Raw genomic sequence first — 20,364 nt, forward strand, 5'->3', positions numbered from 1 at the left:
GCGCCGCCAAGGTCAAGCACCATGCGCATCCACATCAGAGCGGTGATCAGCCCACCACAGCCCGCAGCAGCCGTTTGCGTGCCTCGGGGATTGAAGAAATCTCAACGCCGACAAAGACATGCAGTGTGTTCATCTCGTGATCAACGACCGCGTGATCACTGACCCAGCCGCCCATCGTCAAATAGGTGCGCAGCAAAGGAGGCATCTGGCGCAGGGCCGCGCCGGGGTCCTTCGCGGACAGGATGTCAAAGCGGTGGACCTCTGCCGCCTTCGGCCCTGGCGCGCGGTCCGCAGGCGCAAGATGTCTCTCCCTCAGGCGGTCAAACGCCGCCGCATAGCGGCCCGGATCGGTCCCGGCAAAAGAGGCACAGCCAAACAGCAACGCCACGCCGCCCGCATCCACCAGGGTTGTCATCGCCGCCCAGGCAAGCCGCAGGATATCCGGGTCCCGATGATCGGGATGCAGGCAAAACCGCCCCAGTTCCAGCATCGGCCCGTCCATTTGCGCGACCAACGACAAATCATAGACCTGCGCCGCGTAGGAGCGTCCGATGTCCGCGCCGCTCGCCAAAGGCAACAGCCGGTAGCAGCAAACGACGCACTCCAGCGTCAGGTCCTCAACCAGCACATGCGTGCACAGGGCGTCAAAGGGGTCGGCGTCCACGTCCAGGCCGAAGGCACGCGCGCGCAATTCCAGCGCCGCGGCCATATCTTCGGCACTCACCGCATAGCGCGCCCGATACCGGCCACGCACCAATGGCAAAGCGGCCTGCTCTGTCCCGGAAAATCCGATGGTGCCCGGAACGCAGCCCGCTCCGGTCATGACTTACTCGCCCAGCAACTGGCCGACGTTCAGACCACCGATGTTGCCGAACAGCTTGCGAATAAAGGAAATGTCGCCGTCCGAGGTGCGCGTCACACGGCGCGACAATGGCACGACCTTGCCGTCATCCAACCCGTAGGATTCGATGTTCTCCACCACGCCCGCCGGATCAAAGGTGATCGCGACAATCTGGCGATCCGTCACCGTCGGCTTCTGCCAGGCGAAATGCTTCACCTCGGACTGTATATAATAGTAGCCGGAATTGTTCAGCACGCCCGACGCATTGGGCACGCCGATCACATCCTCCACTGTCGCACGGGTGTCGATTCCCGGCACGATCTGTTGCAGGTCTTCTTCCGGCGGAACGTATCCGTGGTTGCGATAGCTGGTCTCGCACCCGGCCAGCCCGACGCACGCAACAGCGACGAGGGTGTATTTCAGCGTGGTCTTCATGCCGATCATTCTCCGGCCCCTCTTGTCTTGACGTGCCTTGGCTCGTATCTCGATTACTGAACTTTATCGCCGCAAGCAAGAACAGGAAACCCTTCCCCACATGTCAGCCTCCGAGCCGTCCTCTTCCGCCCCGCAAGCCCGCCTGCGCGTGGCCTCGCTGCGCCAGACCGGCGAAACGCCCTTCTCTCTGGAACCCAAAGCTTCCGCACGCGACGATCTGGCCCGTGCGCTTGGCATCGAAGGCATTCGCAAACTGCGCTTTACCGGGACAGTCTCGCCGCGCGGTCGCGACAGCTGGGAGCTGAAGGGAAAGCTGGGCGCCACCGTGGTGCAGGCCTGCATTGTAACGCTGGACCCGGTCAACACGCGCCTCGATGTGGATGTGGAGCGGCGCTACATGCCCGGTCACCGTTTCGAATCCCCCGATGCCGGGACCGAAATCGAGATGCCCGAGGATGACAGCCTTGAACCTCTGGGCGAGGTGATCGACCTCGAAGCGCTGATGGCCGAAGAGCTGACCCTGTCGTTGCCGCCCTACCCGCGCAAGGATGGCGTCGGGCTGGAATCCGCTCAGTTTGCCGAAGACGGTGTGGCCCCCATGACAGATGAAGACGTCAAACCATTCGCAGGGCTTGCAGCGCTCAAGGAAAAAATGGACAAGGGCGACACTGAGAGCTGAGAAACCACTTGCGATTCCTCGCATCATGCGTATTTTCGCGCGCTCATGAACATGACTGGCCGACCGGGTCGGAACAGGTGCTTGGCACCGCCACCGTCGGGACCAGTTCATAAAGAGACACAGGCAGGCTTCGACCCTGCAATTCGAGAAAGGTTGAGACATGGCTGTCCAACAGAACAAGGTTTCGAAGTCGCGCCGCAACAATCGCCGCGCCCATGACTCCCTCACGGCTGCAAACCCGAACGAGTGCGACAACTGCGGTGAGCTGAAGCGCCCGCACCATGTCTGCCCGTCCTGCGGCCATTACGCAGAGCGCGAAGTCATCGCACAGGCGAATGACGTCGATCTGGACGAAGACGCAGCATAATCGCTGAAGTGCGGGGCCCCGCGGCATGACTTCCGAACAGGATCGACAGCCTATGGGCACTGTACAACACGTGGTAATTTCGGTCGACGCCATGGGCGGAGACCGTGGGCCGGCGACTGTTGTCGCCGGCATTGCCGATTCCGCCCGCAAGAACCCCGAGATCGCCTTTATCCTGCACGGCCCCAAGGCCGAGCTGGAACCGCTCGTGGCGAAGCGCAAGGAACTTGCCGGGCGCGTGACGCTGCGCGATGCCACTGGCGTCGTCTCCATGGCGGACAAACCCAGCCAGGTCATGCGCAACGGCAAGGGCACCTCCATGTGGTCGGCGCTCGAATCGGTGCGCGACAAGGAGGCGACGGTTGCGGTCTCCTGCGGCAACACGGGCGCGCTCATGGCGCTTTCCATGATCCGGCTGCGCAAATTGCCCGGTGTCGACCGCCCCGCCATCGCGATCCTTTGGCCCTCCCGCAATCCGCAGGGCTTCAACGTGATGCTGGACGTGGGTGCGGACATCAAGGCCAACGCCCGCGACCTGCTGCAATACGCCCTCATGGGCTCCAGCTACGCGCGCAACGGTCTGGAACTGGAACGCCCGCGCGTCGGCCTGCTGAATGTCGGCACCGAAGAACAAAAAGGCGGCGCCGAGCTGAAAGAAGCGCATGACCTGATGAAGGCGCAGGCCGATGCCGATGGCTATGACTTCGTTGGCTTTGTCGAAGGCGGCGACATCCCCGGCAAGCGCTGCGATGTGATCGTCACGGACGGGTTTACCGGCAACGTTGCCCTGAAGACCGGCGAAGGCACAGCCTCGCTGATCGGCGACCTGCTCAAAGAGGCTTTTGCCTATTCGCCGCTCTCGCGCATCTCCTCTCTCTTGGCCCTGTCGTCCCTGACTCGCCTGAAAAAGCGCATAGATCCGCGTCGCGTGAACGGCGGTGTTTTCCTCGGGCTGAATGGCACCGTGGTCAAATCGCACGGCTCTGCGGACGAGACCGGTGTCTCGGCGGCGGTGAAACTGGCTTTTCAACTGGCCCGCTCGGGCTTCAGTGAGCGCCTTGCCGCGCGGGTCGCGGCAAGGCTGGAAGAATCCGACGCGTCAGCTGTTGCCACTGACGCCCCGTCACCGCAGGATGCGGCCGGGAAGAAGGACGTGAAATAAAATGACCACACGTGCCACCGTTATCGGAGTGGGCCACTATCTCCCCGACCGTGTTGTGGAGAACAGCGAATTCACCACCGGCCTCGAAGGGATGACCGACCACCCCATCGTGCTTGAAACGTCAGACGAGTGGATCAGGGCACGCTCCGGCATTGAACGGCGCCACTTTGCGGCGCCCGGGCAGATGACCTCTGACCTTGCCACCCGTGCCGCCCGCGCCGCTCTCGCGGATGCGGGGATCGAGCCTGATGATCTGGACGCGATCGTGCTGGCGACCTCGACCGCCGATCTGACCTTCCCGTCTGCGGCCACCATGGTCCAGGCGGAACTGGGAATGACGCGCGGTTTCGCCTTTGATGTTCAAGCGGTCTGCGCGGGATTCGTCTACGCACTCAGCAATGCCAACGCGCTGATCCTGTCGGGCCAGGCAAAACGTGTGCTTGTCATCGGGGCCGAAACTTTCAGCCGGATCATGGACTGGACCGACCGCGGCACATGCGTGCTGTTCGGTGATGGCGCTGGCGCCCTGATCCTTGAGGCACGCGACGGCGACGGCACCGTTGATGACCGTGGGATCCTTTCGTGCGATTTGAATTCCGATGGTCGCTTCCGGGATATCCTTTACGTTGATGGCGGCACCTCGACCGGAGACACCGGCTTTCTGCGCATGGAGGGGAAGGAAGTCTTCCGCCACGCCGTGGAAAAGCTCGCCTCCACAGCCACCAAGTCGATGGAAAAGGCCGGAATCACCTCTGACAAGATCGACTGGGTCGTGCCGCATCAGGCCAACATCCGTATCATCGCCGGCACCGCGAAAAAGCTCGGCCTGCCGATGGACCGCGTGGTGACCACGGTTCAAGATCACGGAAACACCTCTGCCGCGTCGATTCCGCTCGCCTTGTCGGTGGGCAAGGCGCGTGGGCAGATCAAACCCGGCGACGTCGTCGTGACCGAGGCCATCGGCGGTGGCTTGGCCTGGGGCTCCGTTCTTCTGCGTTGGTGATCCGTCTTCATCGCTGGCCCGGCTCCGCTCTGGCCCGATAAGCTTGCACTGCAAAGCTTAACTTATTCTTAATGTGCATCATCCAAGCCATTGATATTGACTTGTGATTTGACGCGGGCATAAGCTGCGACCAAGCTGCTGGGAGGGAATGACTTATGGGCGACAAAACCCTGACGCGTATGGACCTGAGCGAGGCGGTTTTCCGCGAAGTCGGTCTGTCGCGCAACGAGAGTGCGGAACTGGTCGAAGCGGTGCTGACGCATATGTCTGATGCCCTCGTCGAAGGCGAGCAGGTCAAGATATCTTCGTTCGGTACGTTCTCCGTCCGGGACAAGGCGGCCCGCGTCGGCCGCAATCCCAAGACCGGCCAAGAGGTTCCAATTCAACCTCGTCGTGTGCTGACCTTCCGGCCATCGCACCTGATGAAGGACCGTGTGGCCGACGGCAACAAAGCCTGAGCTGCCTGACCGATGCCCAAATCACCTGACGCGTTTCGCACCATTTCGGAAGTGTCCGAATGGCTTGAGACCCCGGCGCATGTCCTGCGATTCTGGGAGAGTAAGTTCACGCAGGTGAAGCCGGTCAAACGCGCCGGTGGACGGCGGTACTACCGTCCGGGCGACATGGAATTGCTGGGCGGAATCAAGAAGTTGCTGCACGACGACGGGATGACCATCAAGGGCGTCCAAAAAGTCTTGCGCGAACAGGGTGTGCGCCACGTCGCGTCCCTGTCCTCCCCCGTCGACCCAGAGGAAGAGATCGCCGACGCGCCCTTCATCGAGGCCGAAGAAGACCCGCGTGATTCCGTGGTGGCCTTCCGCCGTGAACCCGACGTGGCGCCGCAGAACGATACCGATGCGTCCCCGAATGATGCCGAGTTGGCTGAGGATCACACCGCCCCAGATGATCAGCACAGCGCGCAGCCCGAGATCGCAGAAGACGCAGATGTTCAGCCCGTCGCGCCGGACATGTCTGATCCGTCGCCCAAAGCGTTCGACGCGGATGCCGCCCCTGCGCCCGTCGATGAGGATAAAGAAGCGATGGCCGACACCGACCAAACGATCTTTGCTTTCGACATGCCGGAAGCCGCCGCCAGCGACGACGACGCTGTGCTCGACGATATGACAGACTGGGACGACGGCGAATCGCATCCGGAAACGGTCGAGCCGCTGGGGGCGCTGGCCGACGATCCCGACGAGACGATTCTTGCGCCTCTGCCGGAAATTCCCGCAGAGGATACCGATGACACGCCAGAGATCGAAGACGTGGTGACCCATGACATCGATCCAGTTGCGGGACCTGACCCGGTCGAGCCCCAGCACGACGACACGCCCGAGCCTGAACCACTGCTTGCCGACGCACCCGAGTCCGAGCCGCCGCACGTGGAAGACCCCGAACCTGCGCCACGGCTTGCGGACGCACCGGCGCCAGTCGACCTTGATGACGCGTCGGAGCAGGAGCCATCCGAAACCCTTGACGCTGCGGCCCCGGTCCAGCCAGAGCCTGCTCGGGCCACCGCGTCCCAAAGCCTGCACTTGCCTGATTTCTCCCGATCAGAAGAGGAAGGCCCCGAATCCGTCTTCCCCGGTTTGCTTGCCTACGCAGCCCGGATCACCTCTCTGACACCGGCACAGGCGGAAGCCATCGCCGCACACCTCCCCAAATTGAAGGCCCGCGCGGACCGCCGCGACACCGACAGTCTTTAGGCCCTGAGGCCCCGTCACGCCCCTGCACATTTTTCGTCGATTAATGGGTTGCGCGCGCCGGATAATCGGGTAAATACGCCGGACAAGTCGGGCTATGGCGCAGTCTGGTAGCGCGTCCGTCTGGGGGACGGAAGGTCGCAGGTTCGAGTCCTGCTAGCCCGACCAAAACTACCTCAATACGGTCTTCGGACCCACGCAACCCCGGCCACGTGCCGGGGTTTCGCGTTTCTGGCCTCCTGCCCGTCAAAATCCCCTTTCCTTCCCGCTTGTCATTGGTATCACGGCGCAAACGGAGGACAGCCCATGACCGGCGTATTGGCCAGCCAGCAGATCGAAACCCTGATCTCCAGCGGTGCCCTGCACAGCGACACCCCTTTCGCCGATGGACAGGTGCAACCTGCCAGCCTGGACCTGCGACTGGGCACCACCGCCTATCGCGTGCGCGCGTCGTTCCTCGCCGGTCAGGGCCGCACGGTGAAGTCCCGCATCGCGGAATTCGAAATGCATCGGGTTGATCTTTCGCAGGGCGCCGTGCTGGAAAAGGGCTGCGTCTATCTCGTGCCCTTGATGGAACAGCTGACGCTGCCCGGCGACATCACCGCCATCGCCAATGCCAAAAGCTCCACCGGGCGGCTCGATCTGCTGACCCGTGTCATCACCGATGGCGGCGTGGAGTTCGACCGGATCCCTCAAGGCTACGCAGGCCCGCTTTACGCCGAGATCTGCCCACGCAGCTTCTCCGTGCTGGTGCGCCCCGGCATGCGGCTGAACCAGATCCGGTTTCGGCGCGGTCAGGCCGTCCTGAGCGACACCCAACTGCACGATCTGCACGACCGCGTGCAACTGGTGAACGGCGGCAAGGCGGTGATCGACAATGGCCTGGGCTTTTCCGTCGATCTGGAACCGGGTGACGCCGGCATCGTCGGCTACCGGGCAAAGCCACACACCGGCGTTATCGACCTCGACCGCATCGGGCAGTACGATCCGCTGGAATTCTGGGAACGGCTGCGGACCGACAAGAAGCAGCTGATCCTCGATCCCGGTGCATTCTACATCCTCGTCAGCCGCGAGGCCGTGCACATCCCCCCCGGATTCGCCGCAGAGATGGCCCCCTATCTGGCGATGGTCGGTGAATTCCGCGTGCATTACGCGGGTTTCTTCGATCCTGGGTTTGGCCATGCCGAAGCAGGCGGCGCAGGCGCGCGCGGCGTGCTGGAGGTGCGCTGTCATGAGGCCCCCTTCGTGCTGGAGCACGGTCAAACCGTGGGACGTCTGGTCTACGAACATATGTCAGAGATCCCAGAACAGCTTTACGGCCAGGGCATCGCGTCGAACTATCAGGGCCAGGGACTGAAGCTTTCAAAGCACTTTCGCACCTGACCTAGCGTGAGCCTGTGGAACGCGCGCTTTGTCGCGCAGTCCACTGTGGCAAAGGCGGAATTCCGCAAAGGCTTGCGGGCCATTTTCCCTTTGCATGGAACGACTTGGCGGCCTGTCTGGTTTGGTCTGTATCGGCAGCGGCTGAAAACACCGCCCGCCAAGACAGTCTAGAAAGGACAGCTGATGTACAAGAACTTGACCCTCGCCACCGCCCTGACCGCAGTTTCCGCCATGCCGCTCATGGCCGCTGTGACCGCCGCCACCACCACGGAACTGAACCTTCGCGCCGCTCCCGGCCCGCAGGCAGAAGTTGTCGCCGTGATGCCGCAGGACGCCACCGTCGATATCGCCGGCTGCACCAGCACTGACTGGTGTAAGGTCAGCTTTGACGGCACAGAGGGTTGGGCCTACAGCCCCTATCTGATCAACACCACCATGCCCGAGCCGACCGTGATCTATCAGAACACCGGCACCATGGAAATTGAGACGATCGAAGTGGACAACAACGCGGCTGACGCGACGGCCGGTGCTGCGATCGGTGCTGGCGCAGCCGCGCTGCTCGTCGGTGGGCCCGCTGCCGTCGCAGCAGGCGCGATTCTCGGTGCCGCCGGTGGTGCCGCTGCCCCCGCGGACGAAACCGTGACCTACGTCACCCAGAACCCGGTTGAGCCTGTCTACCTGAACGGTGAGGCGGTCGTCGGCGCAGGTCTGCCGCAGGAAGTGGAAATCTACACCGTGCCTGAGTCCGAGTATTCCTACGCCTACATCAACGACGCGCCGGTTCTGGTGAACCCAGAAGATCGCCGCATCGTGTACGTGGTGCGCTGACGTTCAGACCTAGACAAAAGGCCCCGCCATTCGGTGGGGCCTTTTTTCGTGGCTTTGTCAGCCCGCCAGAACCTTGGCCGTTTCCTGGATTCGGTCGATCATGGCCCGCAGCCCGTTGGACCGCTGGGCCGACAGGTGATCGTTCAGCCCCAGGCGCCCCAGTTCTGCTTTTGCATCCACGCCGGTAACCTCGTCCATGGGCATTCCGTCGTACAGACGATGCAGCAGCGCGATCAAACCCTTGACGATCATCGCATCGGAATCGCCCTGAAAGTGGAACGTCCCGGCCTCTGGCGCGATGTGCAGCCAGACCTGACTGGCGCAGCCTTCGACCTTGGTGGCGGGCACTTTAAGCGCCTCGTCCATCTCGGGCATGTCCTTGCCCATTTCGATCACCATGCGGTAGCGGTCTTCCCAGTCCTCGAGGAACTCGAAATCTTCCACCACCTCTTCGAATACCGCCTGTGCCATAAACGCCTCCTTGTTGCGGCAGAGGTAGGGGCGCAATGGCCAAAGGTCCAGCCCTACAGGCTTTTCAACTCCCGCTGTTTACGGTAATCCGGTGCCAATCAGGCAAGGGTCGTACAATGCTTAAACCGATTTCCGTTCTCGTTCTTTCGACTCTGGTCTTGACCAGCTGCGGCACAATTCGCGAGTCGCGGGTCAACCCGATAAACTGGTTTGGCAGCAGCACCTCCCAGCCAAGCACGGTGCGCTCCGACACGGGTGGCGCGAACTCTCTGATTCCGCCGCAACGCCGCAGCATCTTTCGCGCCAAGAAAGAGGCTTACGCAGGCACCGATGTGGATCAGATCACAGAGCTGCACGTGGAACGACGCCCCGGCGGCGCCATTGTCCGCGCCGTGGGTGTGACCCAATATCAGGGGCCCTACGACGTCAGACTGGTAAAGCTCGACGATCAAAGCACCGGCGGCGTTCTGACATATGCCCTGCGGGCGGAGCAATATCGCGCGGGGTCCGGTGCAGCCGCTTCGCGGTCCGTTCAGGCGGCTGTCTGGGTGACGGACAACGATCTCAACGGCGTGTCCGACATCCGTGTGGTGGGCCGCAGCAATCAACGCACGGCGCGCCGCTGACACAATCGCACAGGATGATCGGACAATGGCCCCGTTTCAGACGGCGGGGCCCGTTGTCAGACTATGGCTAAGTCAAACTCTGGCTATATCAGATCGCGTCTTTCAAAGCCTGTCAAAGATGCTCTGACCGCAGCGGTCAGAGCTCGATAACCTCGACGTTCTTGCCTTTCGCGGCAAGCGCAATCTGCCCGTCGCACAGCCGAAGCGCATCCAACCCGAACACTTCGCGCCGCCACCCCGACAGCGCGGGCACATCGCGCATTCCGGCGGCAATGGCATCCAGATCGCTTGCGGGCGCAATCAGCTTGGACGCAACGCCGGATTTCTCGGTCTTGGCTTTCAACAAGACGCGCAGCAGGTCGGCCAAGGCCGGGTTCACCTGCAATTTGTCCCGCAGATCGTCTGCCTTGGGAAGCTGGTCTTTGGGCATGTTCAGCCCCTCCTGAACCGCAGCGAGGATACCGTCTGCAATCGGGCCCTTGCGCGCCTCGCGCAAAAGCAGCCGCGAGCGTCCCAGATCTTGCGCATTGGCTGGCTTTGTAGAGGCCAGTTCCACCAGCGCGTCGTCCTTGAACACGCGGTTGCGCGGGATGTTGCGTTCTTGCGCATAGGATTCGCGGAAAGCGGCCAAACGGCTGACAATTGCCAGGAATCGCGGGCTGGCGGAGCGGGTCTTCACCCGTTTCCAGGCATCCTCGGGCTTGGTCACATAGGTTTCCGGTGCCGTCAGAACCGCCAGTTCTTCGTTCACCCAGCGCGCGCGCCCGGTCTCTTCGAGCTTCGCGGAAAGGTATTCGTAAATGTCGCGCAAGTGGGTCACATCCGCCAGGGCGTAGGTCTTTTGCGCATCGGTCAGTGGACGCCGCGACCAGTCGGTAAAACGGCTGGACTTGTCGAGCTGCTGCTTGGCGATTTTCTTCACCAGCGTCTCATAGCCAACCTGCTCGCCAAAGCCACAGACCATCGCCGCGACCTGCGTGTCGAACAGCGGCGTCGGAATCACCCCGTTGTCGATATAGAAGATCTCCAGGTCCTGACGGGCGGCGTGGAACACCTTCACGATGCTCTCGTCGCGGAACAGCTCCATCAAGGGATCAAGCGACAGCCCGTCCACAAGCGGGTCCAGCAGAACCGCCTCGCCATCCGCGCCCGGCAGCGCCAGTTGCACGAGGCAAAGCTTGGAATAATACGTGCGTTCCCGCAGAAACTCGGTGTCGACCGTGATATAAGGCTTGCCCTTGGCGCGTTCGCAAAACTGGGCGAGTTCGTCGGTGGTATAGAGTGTCTGCATTCGCGGGTTTTTCCGTTCTCATGTGCGTCGCGCGGCGGTCAGCCCGTCATAGCGCATTTGTGGCCGGAGGCAAACGGCCCACGCGTCACGGCAGGAAAACCGTGTCCCGCTTGCCCTCGATAAAGCGTCTCAACACAAGCGGATACAGCTGATGCTCCATGCCCAGCACGCGCGCGGCCAGCGTGTCCGGCGTATCATCGGGCGCAACCGTCACCCGCGCCTGCCCCAGGATCGGGCCGTCATCCAGAGCTGACGTGACCTCGTGCACGGTGCACCCCGCCTCCCCATCGCCCGCCTCCAAAGCACGCGCATGGGTGTGCAACCCTTTGTATTTGGGCAACAAAGAAGGGTGAATGTTCAGCATCCTCCCCTGCCAGGGCGACACGAATCCGGCGGTCAGAACCCGCATGAACCCTGCCAGACAGATCATGTCCGGCTCGAACGGCACCAGCGCCGTCTGCAGCGCGTCCTCAAAACTCTGGCGATCCTTGCCAAAGGGGCGGTGATCCACGGCCAGCGTCGGCACGCCCATATCTGCGGCTTTTTTCAGCCCTCCGGCATCAGGCTGATTTGAAAGCACGACGCAGGCGCGGCCCGGATGATCGCCGGTCATGCTTTCGACCAGCTTCACCATGTTCGAGCCTCCGCCCGAGACGAAAATTGCCACGCGTGTCATCGCTGGTCCTTTATCCTGTGCAACGGGGCGCTCGCGCCCCTGCCCGGCTCAGAGCAGCGCGCCGGTGTAGCGCACACCCTCACCTGCGGTGATCTTGCCGATCTCATGGACGTCGTGGCCAGCCTCGGTCAGCGCCGCGCGGGCCTCGGCAGCCTTGTCCGGCGTGACCACGGCGATCATGCCGATACCGCAGTTGAAGGTCTTGAGCATTTCAGACGCGTCGATATTGCCCGTCGCCGCCAGCCATTTGAAAATCGGCAGAAGCTCCCACGCTTCAAGGTCGATATCCGCGCCCATGCCCTCGGGCAGAACACGCGGCAGGTTTTCGGTCAGACCGCCACCGGTGATATGCGCCAGCGCGTGCACCGCCCCGGCCTTCACTGCCGCGAGGCTGCCTTTGACGTACAAGGTGGTCGGCGCCAGCAGAGCCTCGCCCAGCGTACCCTCGCCCCATGGGCAGGCGCTGTCCCAGGTCAGGCCCGACACCTCCACCAGCTTGCGCACCAGCGAATAGCCGTTGGAATGCACCCCGTTGGATGCCACGCCAAGCAGGATGTCGCCCTCAGCCACACCCTTCGGCAGATCCGCGCCGCGCTCCATCGCGCCCACGGCAAAGCCCGCAAGGTCGAAGTCACCCGCCGGATACATGCCCGGCATTTCGGCCGTCTCGCCGCCGATCAGCGCACAACCGGACCGCACGCAGCCCTCTGCGATGCCTTCGACGACGCGTGCGGCGGTGTCGGTGTCCAGCTTGCCGGTGGCGAAATAATCGAGAAAGAACAGCGGCTCCGCGCCCTGACACACAAGGTCGTTCACGCACATGGCCACAAGGTCGATGCCCACGCCGTCCACCAGCCCGGTGTCGATGGCGATGCGCAGCTTGGTGCCCACGCCGTCAGTCGCGCCCACAAGGATCGGATCGTTGTAGCCTGCGTCCTTCAGGTCGAACAGCGCGCCAAACCCGCCAAGGCCGGACATCACGCCGGAGCGGTTGGTACGCTTGGCGGCGGGTTTGATCCGCTCGACCAGCGCGTTGCCCGCATCAATGTCCACGCCCGCCTGGGCATAAGTGAGACCGTTCTTACCGTCGCTCATGGTGTTCTCCGGAGGGCTGTGGGCGCTGTCACGCGGTTGTTGCGCCGCGCTTACCGCAAAGGCACGCAGGCTGCAACGGGCTGGGACCGGGTTGACGCCAATGATTCGTTTACCATGATGGCGGTAGGGGAATGTGGGGTTGCAAGTGGTCGAGAATGAAGGCTGGCGGCTGGCCGTCGATATCGCGACGCTTGTCGGTGTGCCTCTCGCTTTGTTCGGTGTCTGGGCTGCCATACAAGGGCGACGCAAAACCGAGTTGAAAGAGCGCATCGCCTCTCCCGCCTACCGTCACGCCGAGATCGCCGCCAACATTTGCACACGCTCGGAACGCTATTGCCACGGCCAGCGCCGGCTGTTGGACTGGTTGGCGCGCCGGGTGGGCGGCATCTGGAGCGTCAAGAGTTTTGCCACCTGCATGACCCTCGCATACCTGTACCCTATCGCCGGCGCATTCCTTGGTTGGATCATCAGCGGTCAAACCACGCTGGGCGGACTGGAGCTTTTTCAAGGCGCCGAGAGCTTCACGGGCCGATTGTCTCGGGCCGCTCTGGTACTTGCGGCAATGGCATTCTTCGCCTGGTTCTGGAAATTTTCGATAAAGAAGTCGGCACATTGGGGATTGCTCGCTGAACGACGACTAGACAAGCTTCTCCACCGGACCGGTTTTCTTCCGAAGGCGGTCCGGTGGGGAATTGAACTGTCAGGTGCCGTTGTCGGTGCCGTTGCCTTTGCCGTTGTCGGTGCCGTTGCCTTTGTCGTTGTCGTTGTCGGTGCCGTTGTCGGTGTCGGTGTCGGCGTTGTCGGTGATGATCTACAACAATCCGCGCTCATCGCATTTGTCTGGCTCCTTCTTCCCCTCCTCAATGCTGTCGCGGACTACCTTTCATTCAACGTCACGCGCGGCTTCCTGACCGCCGCCAGCGGCCAGGCCCGCTCGGCGTGGTGGCTGGTGTCCCGCCTCGCGCTTGACCTGATCTTCGGCCTCATCTGCCTCGCTCTGCTGCTCTTCACCCTCCGTTGCAGCCTTGACCTCTGGGCCGACCTCTCGCCGGAAACCCTGCCGCTCGACTGGCGCGCCTATTGGGCCGACGCGCGGCAGGACTGGTCCCAAGGCATCGCGCTCTGGATCATGTGCGCCACGACTCTCGTGCCGACCTTCGTTCATGTCATCTGGGGCTTTGTGCATTGGCAGACCGCCGCCTCGCAGCACATGCAGGACGCGGTGGCCCTCATGGCGGCGCAGCCGACCGAGGCGCATATCACCGACAATGCCGTTCTCAGCCACATCGTCCGTGACCTGCGCCGTGGTCAGATCAACGCCGCCCTCCGGGTCACAGCTGGCGTCACGGCCTTTGTCGTCGTCAGCGCGGCACTTATCCTCTCCGCGCAGCGCATCTTCGGGTAAAGAATTCCTTTCCCCACCGTCCGACAGAAATTGTCAGCTGACAATTTCAGGCCTTCTTCAACTCGCTTCCCTTCTTGAGCACCTCGTCACCGTCGTCCTGTTCGATCCGATAGGCGGGGTTGTCATCATCCGCGTCGCGCGTCACCTCACTGCCCTTGATCTTCAGCGTGATTTTCCGAGTGTACTTTTTCTGAATGGTTCCGGTGCCTTCGCCGTTTCCCCAGTCCCACTTGACCTTGTCGCCCTCATCAAAGTCTTTCATCTTGTGCCTCCTGTTGATGAAAAGACAATGCGCGGACCGCTCAAGGCGTTCCCGATCTTGACGTCGCCGCCGCAGCGACTTAGTCAAAGCGGCACGGTGGGCCTGTAGCTCAACTGGTTAGAGCAGGGCGCTCATAACGCCTTGGTTGCGGGTTCAAGTCCTGCCGGGCCTACCAAAACCGCCGCATATCCCATGCCCAAGGTTCCCGCGCGTCCGACAGTCGCATCGCGGTAGGATCGCATTCCGCGTGTACCCTAGCCTTTCCGCCGGAACCTCGACAGTGTTGGCGGCGCGGCGCGAGGTGGAAGAAATCCATAGCGCATTCACGCCTAAGCGTCCTCTCGCTCTCGGTTTTTCAATGCCGCAGAACGGCCAAAGATGGATGATCGCCCCGAGGGGTGACCAATTCACCGACAGGATACGCTCGGCCAAAGGGTTAAGACAACGATTGGCTCTGGTGCACAAATCGGCCGATGGCTGTGCTTCCGGTTTCCCCGGACGGAATTTTCCTTCTGGCGCTGTGACGGTTAGGCCGAGCGCGGTACAGCCGGTCATGACGGCGATGCGAATATGGAGTTCCGCGACCCGGCGGTCGACGTGTCATGCCATGCATTGTCCACCAGTGGCGTGTCTTCAACCCTTGAGAGGGTTCGTCTCGACGCGGCTTCGGCAATGGTATCCGCGCCAGTTTCACCAGATGGCACAACAGAGGTCTGGTAGCGTGCGCCTGCGCCTGCTGTGTCCGGGCCTTGGCGTTCCTGCGAGACGGGAGGATGCCAGCATGCGCACCGCGAACGGCCCCTTTACGTGCAAGTAACTATTCACTGCCGGGCACGTGGTTGATATCGTGGCGGTGGTGCGTATCGCAGGCGCCGTCAACTGCCCGACAGGAGAGTGCGAAGCAACCTGCCACGAGGGCGCGGTGACGCTGCCGGTCTGGTCATCCGGCGGGATCTGATCTGGCCTCGCAATTCGGGCAGGACGTTCGCTACGCGCCGGGATCGGCGGCGCTGGGTCGCTCACCCTCGCTGATAGGGTTCCCGCTGATGCCCCTCCCGGGAGATTTGCGATGCAAATCGCGTGTCGGGAAATGAACGGCTCGGACGTCAAGTGCTTGCGTGTTGACGGCGAGATGAATCTTGGACCTGGCTTGCCGCTTGCCACCGTCATGCTTGCGGGCGTGCCACTCGCCGTCGCCCTCAACCTTGATCCCGGGGCTCTCGGCTGCCCGGTCCCGATAGGGATCAGCACGTGCAGCGGCCTTCTGGAGTTGCGATACGGGACAGGCACCGCGTAGGTCTTCCGACGTCGGGACAGCTTGCTGAAGTCCTCCACCTGCCAGTTCAGACAGAGCAGAGCCAGCAGACTCTCGACGAAATCGTTCGTTTGCCGCAAAGCCATGTCGCACATACACAGAGACAGCCATGCTGAGCGCTTGTGGCAAACCTCTTCGACCCGGGAACCTGTAATATCAAATCATGGCCGCCCCACCATGCTGACGTGGGTGCACAAAATTTCCAAAGGTCTGTTACCAGTGCGGACCAACAGTGGCTTTCAAAGGTGTTCGAGACGTCAGGACTGCGTCGAACCCGCGAAGGGCGCAGGAATGCACAGGGTCGCCTCTGCTTGTCCCAACAGGGCAGCCAGCGCAGGAAACTGCGCCCACCGGATGCACAATGTTTTCAGACACGCCATGTTTATCGGGAAGCTTGCGAAGGGTAATTTCAGGATCAAGGCGAAAAGCTGGCCCGGATCCGGGCGGCATGTGCGCGCAGAAATCCCTGATCGGACATGGTGAGAAACCCAGTGGCGCCCCGCGCGCGAAAATGCTCTGCTTCGGCGGGATCAGAGGCCATGATCAAGGCGGGCAGACCAGCATCTCGCGCCGCTTTCAGGATAACATCCACTGCGTGATCAAGCCCTCCGTCCCGGGCGGCCGCGCCCATGCTTGCGGCGAGGTCCGCGCGACCAACGAAAATCGCATCAAGGCCTTCGGTGACAACGATATCTTCGATGTTGTCGACGGCCTCCGCGTCTTCGATCATTGCGATGACGGCGCTGCGGGCATCCTGCGTGGCCATGTGTTCGGCAACGCTCGTCGCGCCAAACTGCCCAGCGCGCGTCGTGGGCGACAGACCACGCACACCGCTGTAGCGGGCCAGAGAGACTATCTCGTGCGCAACGTCGGCAGAGGTGACATGCGGCACAAGCACGCCATCCGCACCGCAGTCCAGAACGCGCAGGATGTCGGCGGGCTGACGCACCCGCACCAGCCCGGCCATGGCATGCGCCCGACAGGCCAGCAAAATGGCATCCGTTGTCTCGGGGTTCAGGGGGGCATGTTCCTCGTCGATCACCACGAAGTCGAAGCCCAGCGTCCCGAGGATCTCGGCGGGCTGGGTCGACGGGATCTTGAGGAAGGTGCCGAGCAGCGCCTTTTGGTGCCTGAGGCGTGCACGAAATTCCATTTTGTCCTGCGTCATCAAAAAGCCACCTGTTTCGCGCCCTTGGTCCCGAGCATCTCGCGCGCCTCGTCCGGCGTGGCAATCTCGTGGCCAAGCTCTTCGAGGATGCGGCGCACTTTGGCGACCATTTGTGCGTTGCTCTCGGCCAGCTGCCCCCTGGCAATGTAAAGGTTATCCTCAAGCCCGACACGCACGTGCCCGCCAAGGATCGCGCCCATGGTGACCAGAGGGAACTGCGACCGCCCTGCCCCCAGCACCGAAAAAAGGTAGTCGTCACCAAACAGCCGGTCAGCGGTGGCGCGCATATGCATGAGGTTCTCCGGGTCGGTGCCTTGCGCGCCCGTCACGCCGAAAATCGCCTGAACGAAAAACGGCGGCTTCACCAACCCGCGGTCCGCGAAATGCGCGAGGTTGTACAGATGGCCGGTGTCGTAGCACTCGTACTCGAACCGGGTGCCCAGCGCGTTCAGCTCGGTCAGAACCGCTTCGATCTGGGTGAAGGTGTTCGACATGATCAGGTCGCGGGTGCTGCGCAGGTAATCGACCTCCCACGGTTGCGGATCGTGACAGCCCTTTTCCGCGGCGGAGATGTTGAAGTTGAACGATCCCATGTTGAGCGAGGCCAGCTCTGGCGCGGCCTGAAGCGCCGGGGCGATGCGCGCCTCCATCGACATGCCAAGGCCACCGCCGGTGGTGATGTTGACGATGGCGTCGGTCGCCTCGCGGATGCGCGGCAGGAAGGCGGCGTAATGGACGGGGTCCTGACTGGGTGCGCCGGTCTCGGGCCTGCGGGCGTGCAGGTGCAGAACGGCGGCCCCGGCCTCTGCTGCGCCAATCGCGCTTTCGGCGATCTGATCGGCGGTCACCGGCAGGTGAGGCGACATGGACGGCGTGTGGATGGAGCCAGTCACGGCGCAGGAGATGATGGTCTTCTTCGAGGGGCGCGGCACGGCGGGTCCTTTCAGGTCAGGTCCGGCCCGGAGATGCCCCCGGGCCGGCGTGGATCAGAACACCTTGACGAGGCGGATCTGGGTTACGCTATCGTATTCAAAGCCGCCTTCGACATTGAAATCCTTGCCGATCATGCCTTGGATCTGGGTCGTCGGGTTCAGGAAATGCGTGCCGTACAGGCGCAGCTGATCGCGGTGCGTCTTCAGGCCGGTCTTGGCGCCGCCGACACTTTGGTCGCCGCCGCGCTGTCCGGAATAGCCGATGGTCATGGACGTGCCCGGCCCCCACTGCTTGCGCAGCATGGTCTGCAGCTGCCACGATGGGTCGCGTTCGTGGGTCACGCCGTTCTCGTCGTGGTCCTGCTGAAACGCGACGTCCAGTGCTCCGTCGAAGTAAAAGCCATTGCCCAGCCCCTGGATCACGCCGACTTGCGGGGTGATGGTAAACGTCCCCTCGCCGATCCCAAGCCGTGCCGGATCATAGTCCCCGGTCGGCAAGGTCGCGAAGAGCGAAAAGCCAAGCGTGGTTCCGGTGTCGGGGGTGTCGGGCTGAACCGGCCAGAGCGTCAGGCCCAGCGTGGTATCCCCCAGCCCGTCGGTGGTCTTTTGGCCAAAGCCGCCGATGTCGGCGTCGATGCTGGCAAACGGCGCGACGACGTGGAACGCCGCAGGCATGTCGCCCAGCGTGAAGTAATTCAGGCTGCGCATAATCGCGATGTCGGCCTCGAAGCTGGAGCCGGGCACATCCGAGCCGTCCACGCGCAACGTGTCAGAGCTGAGATGCTGCCAATACAGCATCCCCACCGTGGTCCCGCCCGGCAGGATCGTGTAATCTGCGGGGCCGACGTCAATGGCCTGCGCGGGTGCGGCGAGGCTTAGCGCGACGGCGGTCGCGCCAAGGGTTTGGGTCATCTTCATTCAGGTCTCCTCCCTGTTTTGATGTCAGTTTCAGGATCAGCCGGCGGCGACCTGCGGATGTGGCCGGGCCATGGAATAGCCGCCCCGGTGATACAAAAGCGGCGCGTGCTCGGACGCGGCGAAGTCGGTAACCCGGCCGATCAGGATCCAGTGATCGCCACCGTCGAGAATGTTTTCACGACTGCATTGGATCGTGGCGCAGGTGTCGGGCAGCAGCAGGCAGCGGCCGTGCCCTTCGGCCACGTCCAGCCCGGCGAACTTGTCGTCGCTGCGGCACGCGAACTGGTTCGACAGGTCGATCTGGTCGTGGGCGAGGATATTGACCGCGAAGTGGCTGGCCGCTGCAAACGTCGGGTAGCTCGACGACGTTTTCACAAGGCTCCACAGGATCAACGGGGGATCGAGTGACAGCGAGTTGAAGCTGTTGGCGGTGACGCCGACGCGCTTGCCGTCCGCCTGCGCGGTGATGACGGTAACGCCGGTGGCAAAGCAGCCAAGCGCTGCCCTGAAGGCACGGGGATCGAACCCGTCGGCGGCGGGGAAATCTTCGGTCATCGGGACCTCTGCGGTTTGTGTGAACTTTGGGGATGTGGCCTGTCCCGGTGGGCGGGACAGGCCGGGGCGGAGTCAGAACAGGGAGGGATCCGGTTCCAGCCCCATCAATGCGCGCCCGAGGATCTGCGCGCAAATGTCATAGTCGGTATAGGCATGGGCAGCGGTCATATGGGCATCGCGGAACAGGCGCTGGCCTTCGGCATCGTCGAACCATGACGATCCGCCCGACGCCTCGAACAAGCGATCCACTGCCGCAACGAACATCTTGACCGCGTAGGCCTGATTGGTGCGCCAGAACGCCATCTTGGTCTCGTCGGGGAAAACGCGGCGCTCGGCGTGGTCGCGCATGTCTTCCCACGTCTTTTCAAGGAACGCCCGGCCCGCAGCCACCTGATGTGTGCTTTCGGCGAGGCGCATGCAGGCGGGGATCGATTGCCCGACCTTTGCCCCGGTATAGGCGCGCACACGGTTCTGCGTCCGCTCGGTGTACAACTGGATCATACGCTCTGCGACACCAAGGGAGACCGCCGAAAAGCAGCTGGCAAAGACGTAGATGAACGGCACATGATAGGTTGTGCTGTCGGGGTAAAGGTCCCCCCCCGCCGAGGTCAGCGTCATCAGCGCAGGCACGCTTTCGATGCGGTGTTCGGGGACGAAAGCGTCCTTGACCACGATGGTCTTGGACCCGGTGCCGCGCATCCCGGCGGTGTACCAGGTATCCTTGATCTCGTAATCCGCGCGCGGAACGATGGCAAAGCTGTAGACCTTGCCCATCTCGGCGTCGTCGCGCAGGAAGCCGAGGATCGCCCATTGGCCATGGTCGCAGCCCGACGACCAGCCGAACTCCCCTGAGAAACGGATGCCGCCCTCGACCTCTTGGGACTTGCCGTAGGGCGCGATGGAGGAGGAAACCACCGTATCGGGATCGTCGCCCCAGATCTCTTCCTGCATCTGCTTTGAATAAAGCGCGATCTGGTGCGCGTGTTCGGCCAGCAACGAGAAGGCCCATGCGGTGGACCCGCAGGCCGTGGCGATCAGCGCGATGCAGTTCTCGAAATCGGGCACCGCCATTTCGAGGCCGCCGTAGTCTTTGGGCTGAAACGCCCTGTGCAGGCCGGTGCCCTTGAGCAGGTCGATGTTCTCCTGCGGCACCTGCCGCATTTCCTCTGCCTTGGATGCATTCGCCGCGATCTGCGGCAGGACCGCGCGCACGCGCTCGATCATCGGGGTGGTATCGTCGAACATGGGTCTT

General features: G+C 62.6%; 22 protein-coding genes, 2 tRNA genes and 1 pseudogene. 12 read left to right on the plus strand and 13 right to left on the minus strand.

Annotated features, from left to right (window positions below; genetic code table 11):
- Positions 1–46 precede the first annotated feature (46 nt).
- Positions 47–823: a GNAT family N-acetyltransferase gene (locus J4E08_RS18550; RefSeq protein ID WP_349539752.1), complete on the minus strand. Its 777-nt coding sequence runs from the start codon at positions 821–823 to the stop codon at positions 47–49.
- A 3-nt stretch (positions 824–826) separates the two neighbouring features.
- A complete protein-coding gene (locus J4E08_RS18555; RefSeq protein WP_183968922.1) occupies positions 827–1,285 on the minus strand; it encodes an outer membrane protein assembly factor BamE in 459 nt (152 codons plus the stop codon).
- 91 nt (positions 1,286–1,376) lie between these two features.
- On the opposite strand from J4E08_RS18555, the gene J4E08_RS18560 reads away from it, so the two are divergent.
- From J4E08_RS18560 to J4E08_RS18600, 9 genes are all read left to right on the plus strand, one after another.
- A complete protein-coding gene (locus J4E08_RS18560) occupies positions 1,377–1,955 on the plus strand; it encodes a YceD family protein (RefSeq protein WP_349539753.1) in 579 nt (192 codons plus the stop codon).
- A 160-nt stretch (positions 1,956–2,115) separates the two neighbouring features.
- Entirely contained in the window at positions 2,116–2,322 is a 207-nt protein-coding gene (gene rpmF, locus J4E08_RS18565; RefSeq protein ID WP_183968918.1) for a 50S ribosomal protein L32, read from the plus strand.
- A 25-nt stretch (positions 2,323–2,347) separates the two neighbouring features.
- Positions 2,348–3,481 carry a phosphate acyltransferase PlsX gene (gene plsX / locus J4E08_RS18570; RefSeq protein WP_349539754.1) on the plus strand — a complete coding sequence of 378 codons (1,134 nt, stop codon included), beginning with the start codon at positions 2,348–2,350 and terminating at the stop codon, positions 3,479–3,481.
- A gap of 1 nt (position 3,482) precedes the next feature.
- The gene (locus tag J4E08_RS18575; protein ID WP_349539755.1) at positions 3,483–4,484 is read left to right on the plus strand and encodes a beta-ketoacyl-ACP synthase III; all 1,002 of its coding nucleotides are present in this window, start codon (positions 3,483–3,485) and stop codon (positions 4,482–4,484) included.
- Positions 4,485–4,639: 155 nt separating this feature from the next.
- Entirely contained in the window at positions 4,640–4,942 is a 303-nt protein-coding gene (gene ihfA, locus J4E08_RS18580; protein WP_183968912.1) for an integration host factor subunit alpha, read from the plus strand.
- A gap of 12 nt (positions 4,943–4,954) precedes the next feature.
- Positions 4,955–6,190, plus strand: coding sequence for a MerR family transcriptional regulator (locus J4E08_RS18585; protein WP_349539756.1), 1,236 nt, complete (start codon positions 4,955–4,957; stop codon positions 6,188–6,190).
- 88 nt (positions 6,191–6,278) lie between these two features.
- Positions 6,279–6,355 (plus strand) — tRNA-Pro (locus tag J4E08_RS18590).
- Between the two features lie 138 nt (positions 6,356–6,493).
- On the plus strand, positions 6,494–7,570 hold the full coding sequence (locus J4E08_RS18595) for a 2'-deoxycytidine 5'-triphosphate deaminase (protein WP_349539757.1): 1,077 nt from the start codon (positions 6,494–6,496) through the stop codon (positions 7,568–7,570).
- Positions 7,571–7,753: 183 nt separating this feature from the next.
- Entirely contained in the window at positions 7,754–8,398 is a 645-nt protein-coding gene (locus tag J4E08_RS18600; protein ID WP_183968909.1) for a DUF1236 domain-containing protein, read from the plus strand.
- A gap of 57 nt (positions 8,399–8,455) precedes the next feature.
- Here the strand turns inward: J4E08_RS18600 and J4E08_RS18605 are convergent, their stop codons facing one another.
- On the minus strand, positions 8,456–8,869 hold the full coding sequence (locus J4E08_RS18605) for a SufE family protein (protein WP_183968907.1): 414 nt from the start codon (positions 8,867–8,869) through the stop codon (positions 8,456–8,458).
- A gap of 116 nt (positions 8,870–8,985) precedes the next feature.
- Here J4E08_RS18605 and J4E08_RS18610 point away from each other — a divergent pair, with 116 nt between their 5' ends.
- Positions 8,986–9,495: a hypothetical protein gene (locus tag J4E08_RS18610; protein ID WP_183968905.1), complete on the plus strand. Its 510-nt coding sequence runs from the start codon at positions 8,986–8,988 to the stop codon at positions 9,493–9,495.
- A gap of 136 nt (positions 9,496–9,631) precedes the next feature.
- On the opposite strand, the gene rnd is transcribed toward J4E08_RS18610, so the two are convergent.
- The 3 genes from rnd to purM all read right to left on the minus strand — a co-directional run bounded on the left by rnd (position 9,632) and on the right by purM (position 12,557).
- Positions 9,632–10,786, minus strand: coding sequence for a ribonuclease D (gene rnd, locus J4E08_RS18615; RefSeq protein ID WP_349539758.1), 1,155 nt, complete (start codon positions 10,784–10,786; stop codon positions 9,632–9,634).
- Positions 10,787–10,871: 85 nt separating this feature from the next.
- Positions 10,872–11,462 (minus strand): phosphoribosylglycinamide formyltransferase, encoded by a 591-nt coding sequence (gene purN, locus J4E08_RS18620; RefSeq protein ID WP_349539759.1) that lies wholly within the window; start codon positions 11,460–11,462, stop codon positions 10,872–10,874.
- A gap of 48 nt (positions 11,463–11,510) precedes the next feature.
- The gene (gene purM, locus J4E08_RS18625) at positions 11,511–12,557 is read right to left on the minus strand and encodes a phosphoribosylformylglycinamidine cyclo-ligase (RefSeq protein WP_349539760.1); all 1,047 of its coding nucleotides are present in this window, start codon (positions 12,555–12,557) and stop codon (positions 11,511–11,513) included.
- A 145-nt stretch (positions 12,558–12,702) separates the two neighbouring features.
- Here purM and J4E08_RS18630 point away from each other — a divergent pair, with 145 nt between their 5' ends.
- On the plus strand, positions 12,703–13,962 hold the full coding sequence (locus tag J4E08_RS18630; protein WP_349539761.1) for a hypothetical protein: 1,260 nt from the start codon (positions 12,703–12,705) through the stop codon (positions 13,960–13,962).
- A 46-nt stretch (positions 13,963–14,008) separates the two neighbouring features.
- Here J4E08_RS18630 and J4E08_RS18635 read toward each other — a convergent pair whose 3' ends face one another.
- Positions 14,009–14,224, minus strand: a complete 216-nt coding sequence (locus J4E08_RS18635; RefSeq protein ID WP_349539762.1) for a hypervirulence associated TUDOR domain-containing protein — start codon at positions 14,222–14,224, stop codon at positions 14,009–14,011.
- A gap of 98 nt (positions 14,225–14,322) precedes the next feature.
- On the opposite strand from J4E08_RS18635, the gene J4E08_RS18640 reads away from it, so the two are divergent.
- Positions 14,323–14,399: transfer RNA gene (locus J4E08_RS18640), tRNA-Ile, on the plus strand.
- Positions 14,400–15,317: 918 nt separating this feature from the next.
- Here the strand turns inward: J4E08_RS18640 and J4E08_RS18645 are convergent.
- From J4E08_RS18645 to J4E08_RS18670, 6 genes and pseudogenes are all read right to left on the minus strand, one after another.
- Positions 15,318–15,625 (minus strand): annotated as a pseudogene (locus tag J4E08_RS18645) (transposase); the annotation flags it as partial.
- Between the two features lie 329 nt (positions 15,626–15,954).
- Entirely contained in the window at positions 15,955–16,707 is a 753-nt protein-coding gene (locus J4E08_RS18650; protein WP_349539763.1) for an HpcH/HpaI aldolase family protein, read from the minus strand.
- Positions 16,707–17,639: a 3,5-dioxohexanoate:acetyl-CoA acetone transferase gene (kce, locus tag J4E08_RS18655; RefSeq protein WP_349539764.1), complete on the minus strand. Its 933-nt coding sequence runs from the start codon at positions 17,637–17,639 to the stop codon at positions 16,707–16,709. The genes J4E08_RS18650 and kce overlap by 1 nt, the downstream gene beginning before the upstream one ends.
- Before the next feature lie 54 nt (positions 17,640–17,693).
- A complete protein-coding gene (locus tag J4E08_RS18660; protein ID WP_349539765.1) occupies positions 17,694–18,557 on the minus strand; it encodes a transporter in 864 nt (287 codons plus the stop codon).
- A gap of 36 nt (positions 18,558–18,593) precedes the next feature.
- Entirely contained in the window at positions 18,594–19,112 is a 519-nt protein-coding gene (locus J4E08_RS18665; protein WP_349539766.1) for a flavin reductase family protein, read from the minus strand.
- 72 nt (positions 19,113–19,184) lie between these two features.
- A complete protein-coding gene (locus J4E08_RS18670; protein WP_349539767.1) occupies positions 19,185–20,357 on the minus strand; it encodes a p-hydroxyphenylacetate 3-hydroxylase oxygenase component in 1,173 nt (390 codons plus the stop codon).
- Between the last annotated feature and the right edge of the window lie 7 nt (positions 20,358–20,364).

It is taken from the genome of Sagittula sp. NFXS13, from assembly GCF_040148795.1.
In the GTDB taxonomy this organism is placed as follows: Bacteria; Pseudomonadota; Alphaproteobacteria; order Rhodobacterales; family Rhodobacteraceae; genus Sagittula; species Sagittula marina.

What these genes read in the sequence shown, in the direction of transcription:
- J4E08_RS18555 (WP_183968922.1), bottom strand. Translation starts at nt 1,285, where the DNA reads ATGATCGGCATGAAGACCACGCTGAAATACACCCTCGTCGCTGTTGCG.
- J4E08_RS18600 (WP_183968909.1), top strand. Translation starts at nt 7,754, where the DNA reads ATGTACAAGAACTTGACCCTCGCCACCGCCCTGACCGCAGTTTCCGCC.
- purM (WP_349539760.1), bottom strand. Translation starts at nt 12,557, where the DNA reads ATGAGCGACGGTAAGAACGGTCTCACTTATGCCCAGGCGGGCGTGGAC.
- J4E08_RS18650 (WP_349539763.1), bottom strand. Translation starts at nt 16,707, where the DNA reads ATGACGCAGGACAAAATGGAATTTCGTGCACGCCTCAGGCACCAAAAG.
- J4E08_RS18665 (WP_349539766.1), bottom strand. Translation starts at nt 19,112, where the DNA reads ATGACCGAAGATTTCCCCGCCGCCGACGGGTTCGATCCCCGTGCCTTC.
- J4E08_RS18575 (WP_349539755.1), top strand. Translation starts at nt 3,483, where the DNA reads ATGACCACACGTGCCACCGTTATCGGAGTGGGCCACTATCTCCCCGAC.
- J4E08_RS18635 (WP_349539762.1), bottom strand. Translation starts at nt 14,224, where the DNA reads ATGAAAGACTTTGATGAGGGCGACAAGGTCAAGTGGGACTGGGGAAAC.
- J4E08_RS18610 (WP_183968905.1), top strand. Translation starts at nt 8,986, where the DNA reads ATGCTTAAACCGATTTCCGTTCTCGTTCTTTCGACTCTGGTCTTGACC.
- J4E08_RS18550 (WP_349539752.1), bottom strand. Translation starts at nt 823, where the DNA reads ATGACCGGAGCGGGCTGCGTTCCGGGCACCATCGGATTTTCCGGGACA.
- plsX (WP_349539754.1), top strand. Translation starts at nt 2,348, where the DNA reads ATGACTTCCGAACAGGATCGACAGCCTATGGGCACTGTACAACACGTG.
- J4E08_RS18560 (WP_349539753.1), top strand. Translation starts at nt 1,377, where the DNA reads ATGTCAGCCTCCGAGCCGTCCTCTTCCGCCCCGCAAGCCCGCCTGCGC.
- J4E08_RS18670 (WP_349539767.1), bottom strand. Translation starts at nt 20,357, where the DNA reads ATGTTCGACGATACCACCCCGATGATCGAGCGCGTGCGCGCGGTCCTG.
- rpmF (WP_183968918.1), top strand. Translation starts at nt 2,116, where the DNA reads ATGGCTGTCCAACAGAACAAGGTTTCGAAGTCGCGCCGCAACAATCGC.
- J4E08_RS18595 (WP_349539757.1), top strand. Translation starts at nt 6,494, where the DNA reads ATGACCGGCGTATTGGCCAGCCAGCAGATCGAAACCCTGATCTCCAGC.
- J4E08_RS18605 (WP_183968907.1), bottom strand. Translation starts at nt 8,869, where the DNA reads ATGGCACAGGCGGTATTCGAAGAGGTGGTGGAAGATTTCGAGTTCCTC.
- rnd (WP_349539758.1), bottom strand. Translation starts at nt 10,786, where the DNA reads ATGCAGACACTCTATACCACCGACGAACTCGCCCAGTTTTGCGAACGC.
- ihfA (WP_183968912.1), top strand. Translation starts at nt 4,640, where the DNA reads ATGGGCGACAAAACCCTGACGCGTATGGACCTGAGCGAGGCGGTTTTC.
- J4E08_RS18585 (WP_349539756.1), top strand. Translation starts at nt 4,955, where the DNA reads ATGCCCAAATCACCTGACGCGTTTCGCACCATTTCGGAAGTGTCCGAA.
- purN (WP_349539759.1), bottom strand. Translation starts at nt 11,462, where the DNA reads ATGACACGCGTGGCAATTTTCGTCTCGGGCGGAGGCTCGAACATGGTG.
- J4E08_RS18660 (WP_349539765.1), bottom strand. Translation starts at nt 18,557, where the DNA reads ATGAAGATGACCCAAACCCTTGGCGCGACCGCCGTCGCGCTAAGCCTC.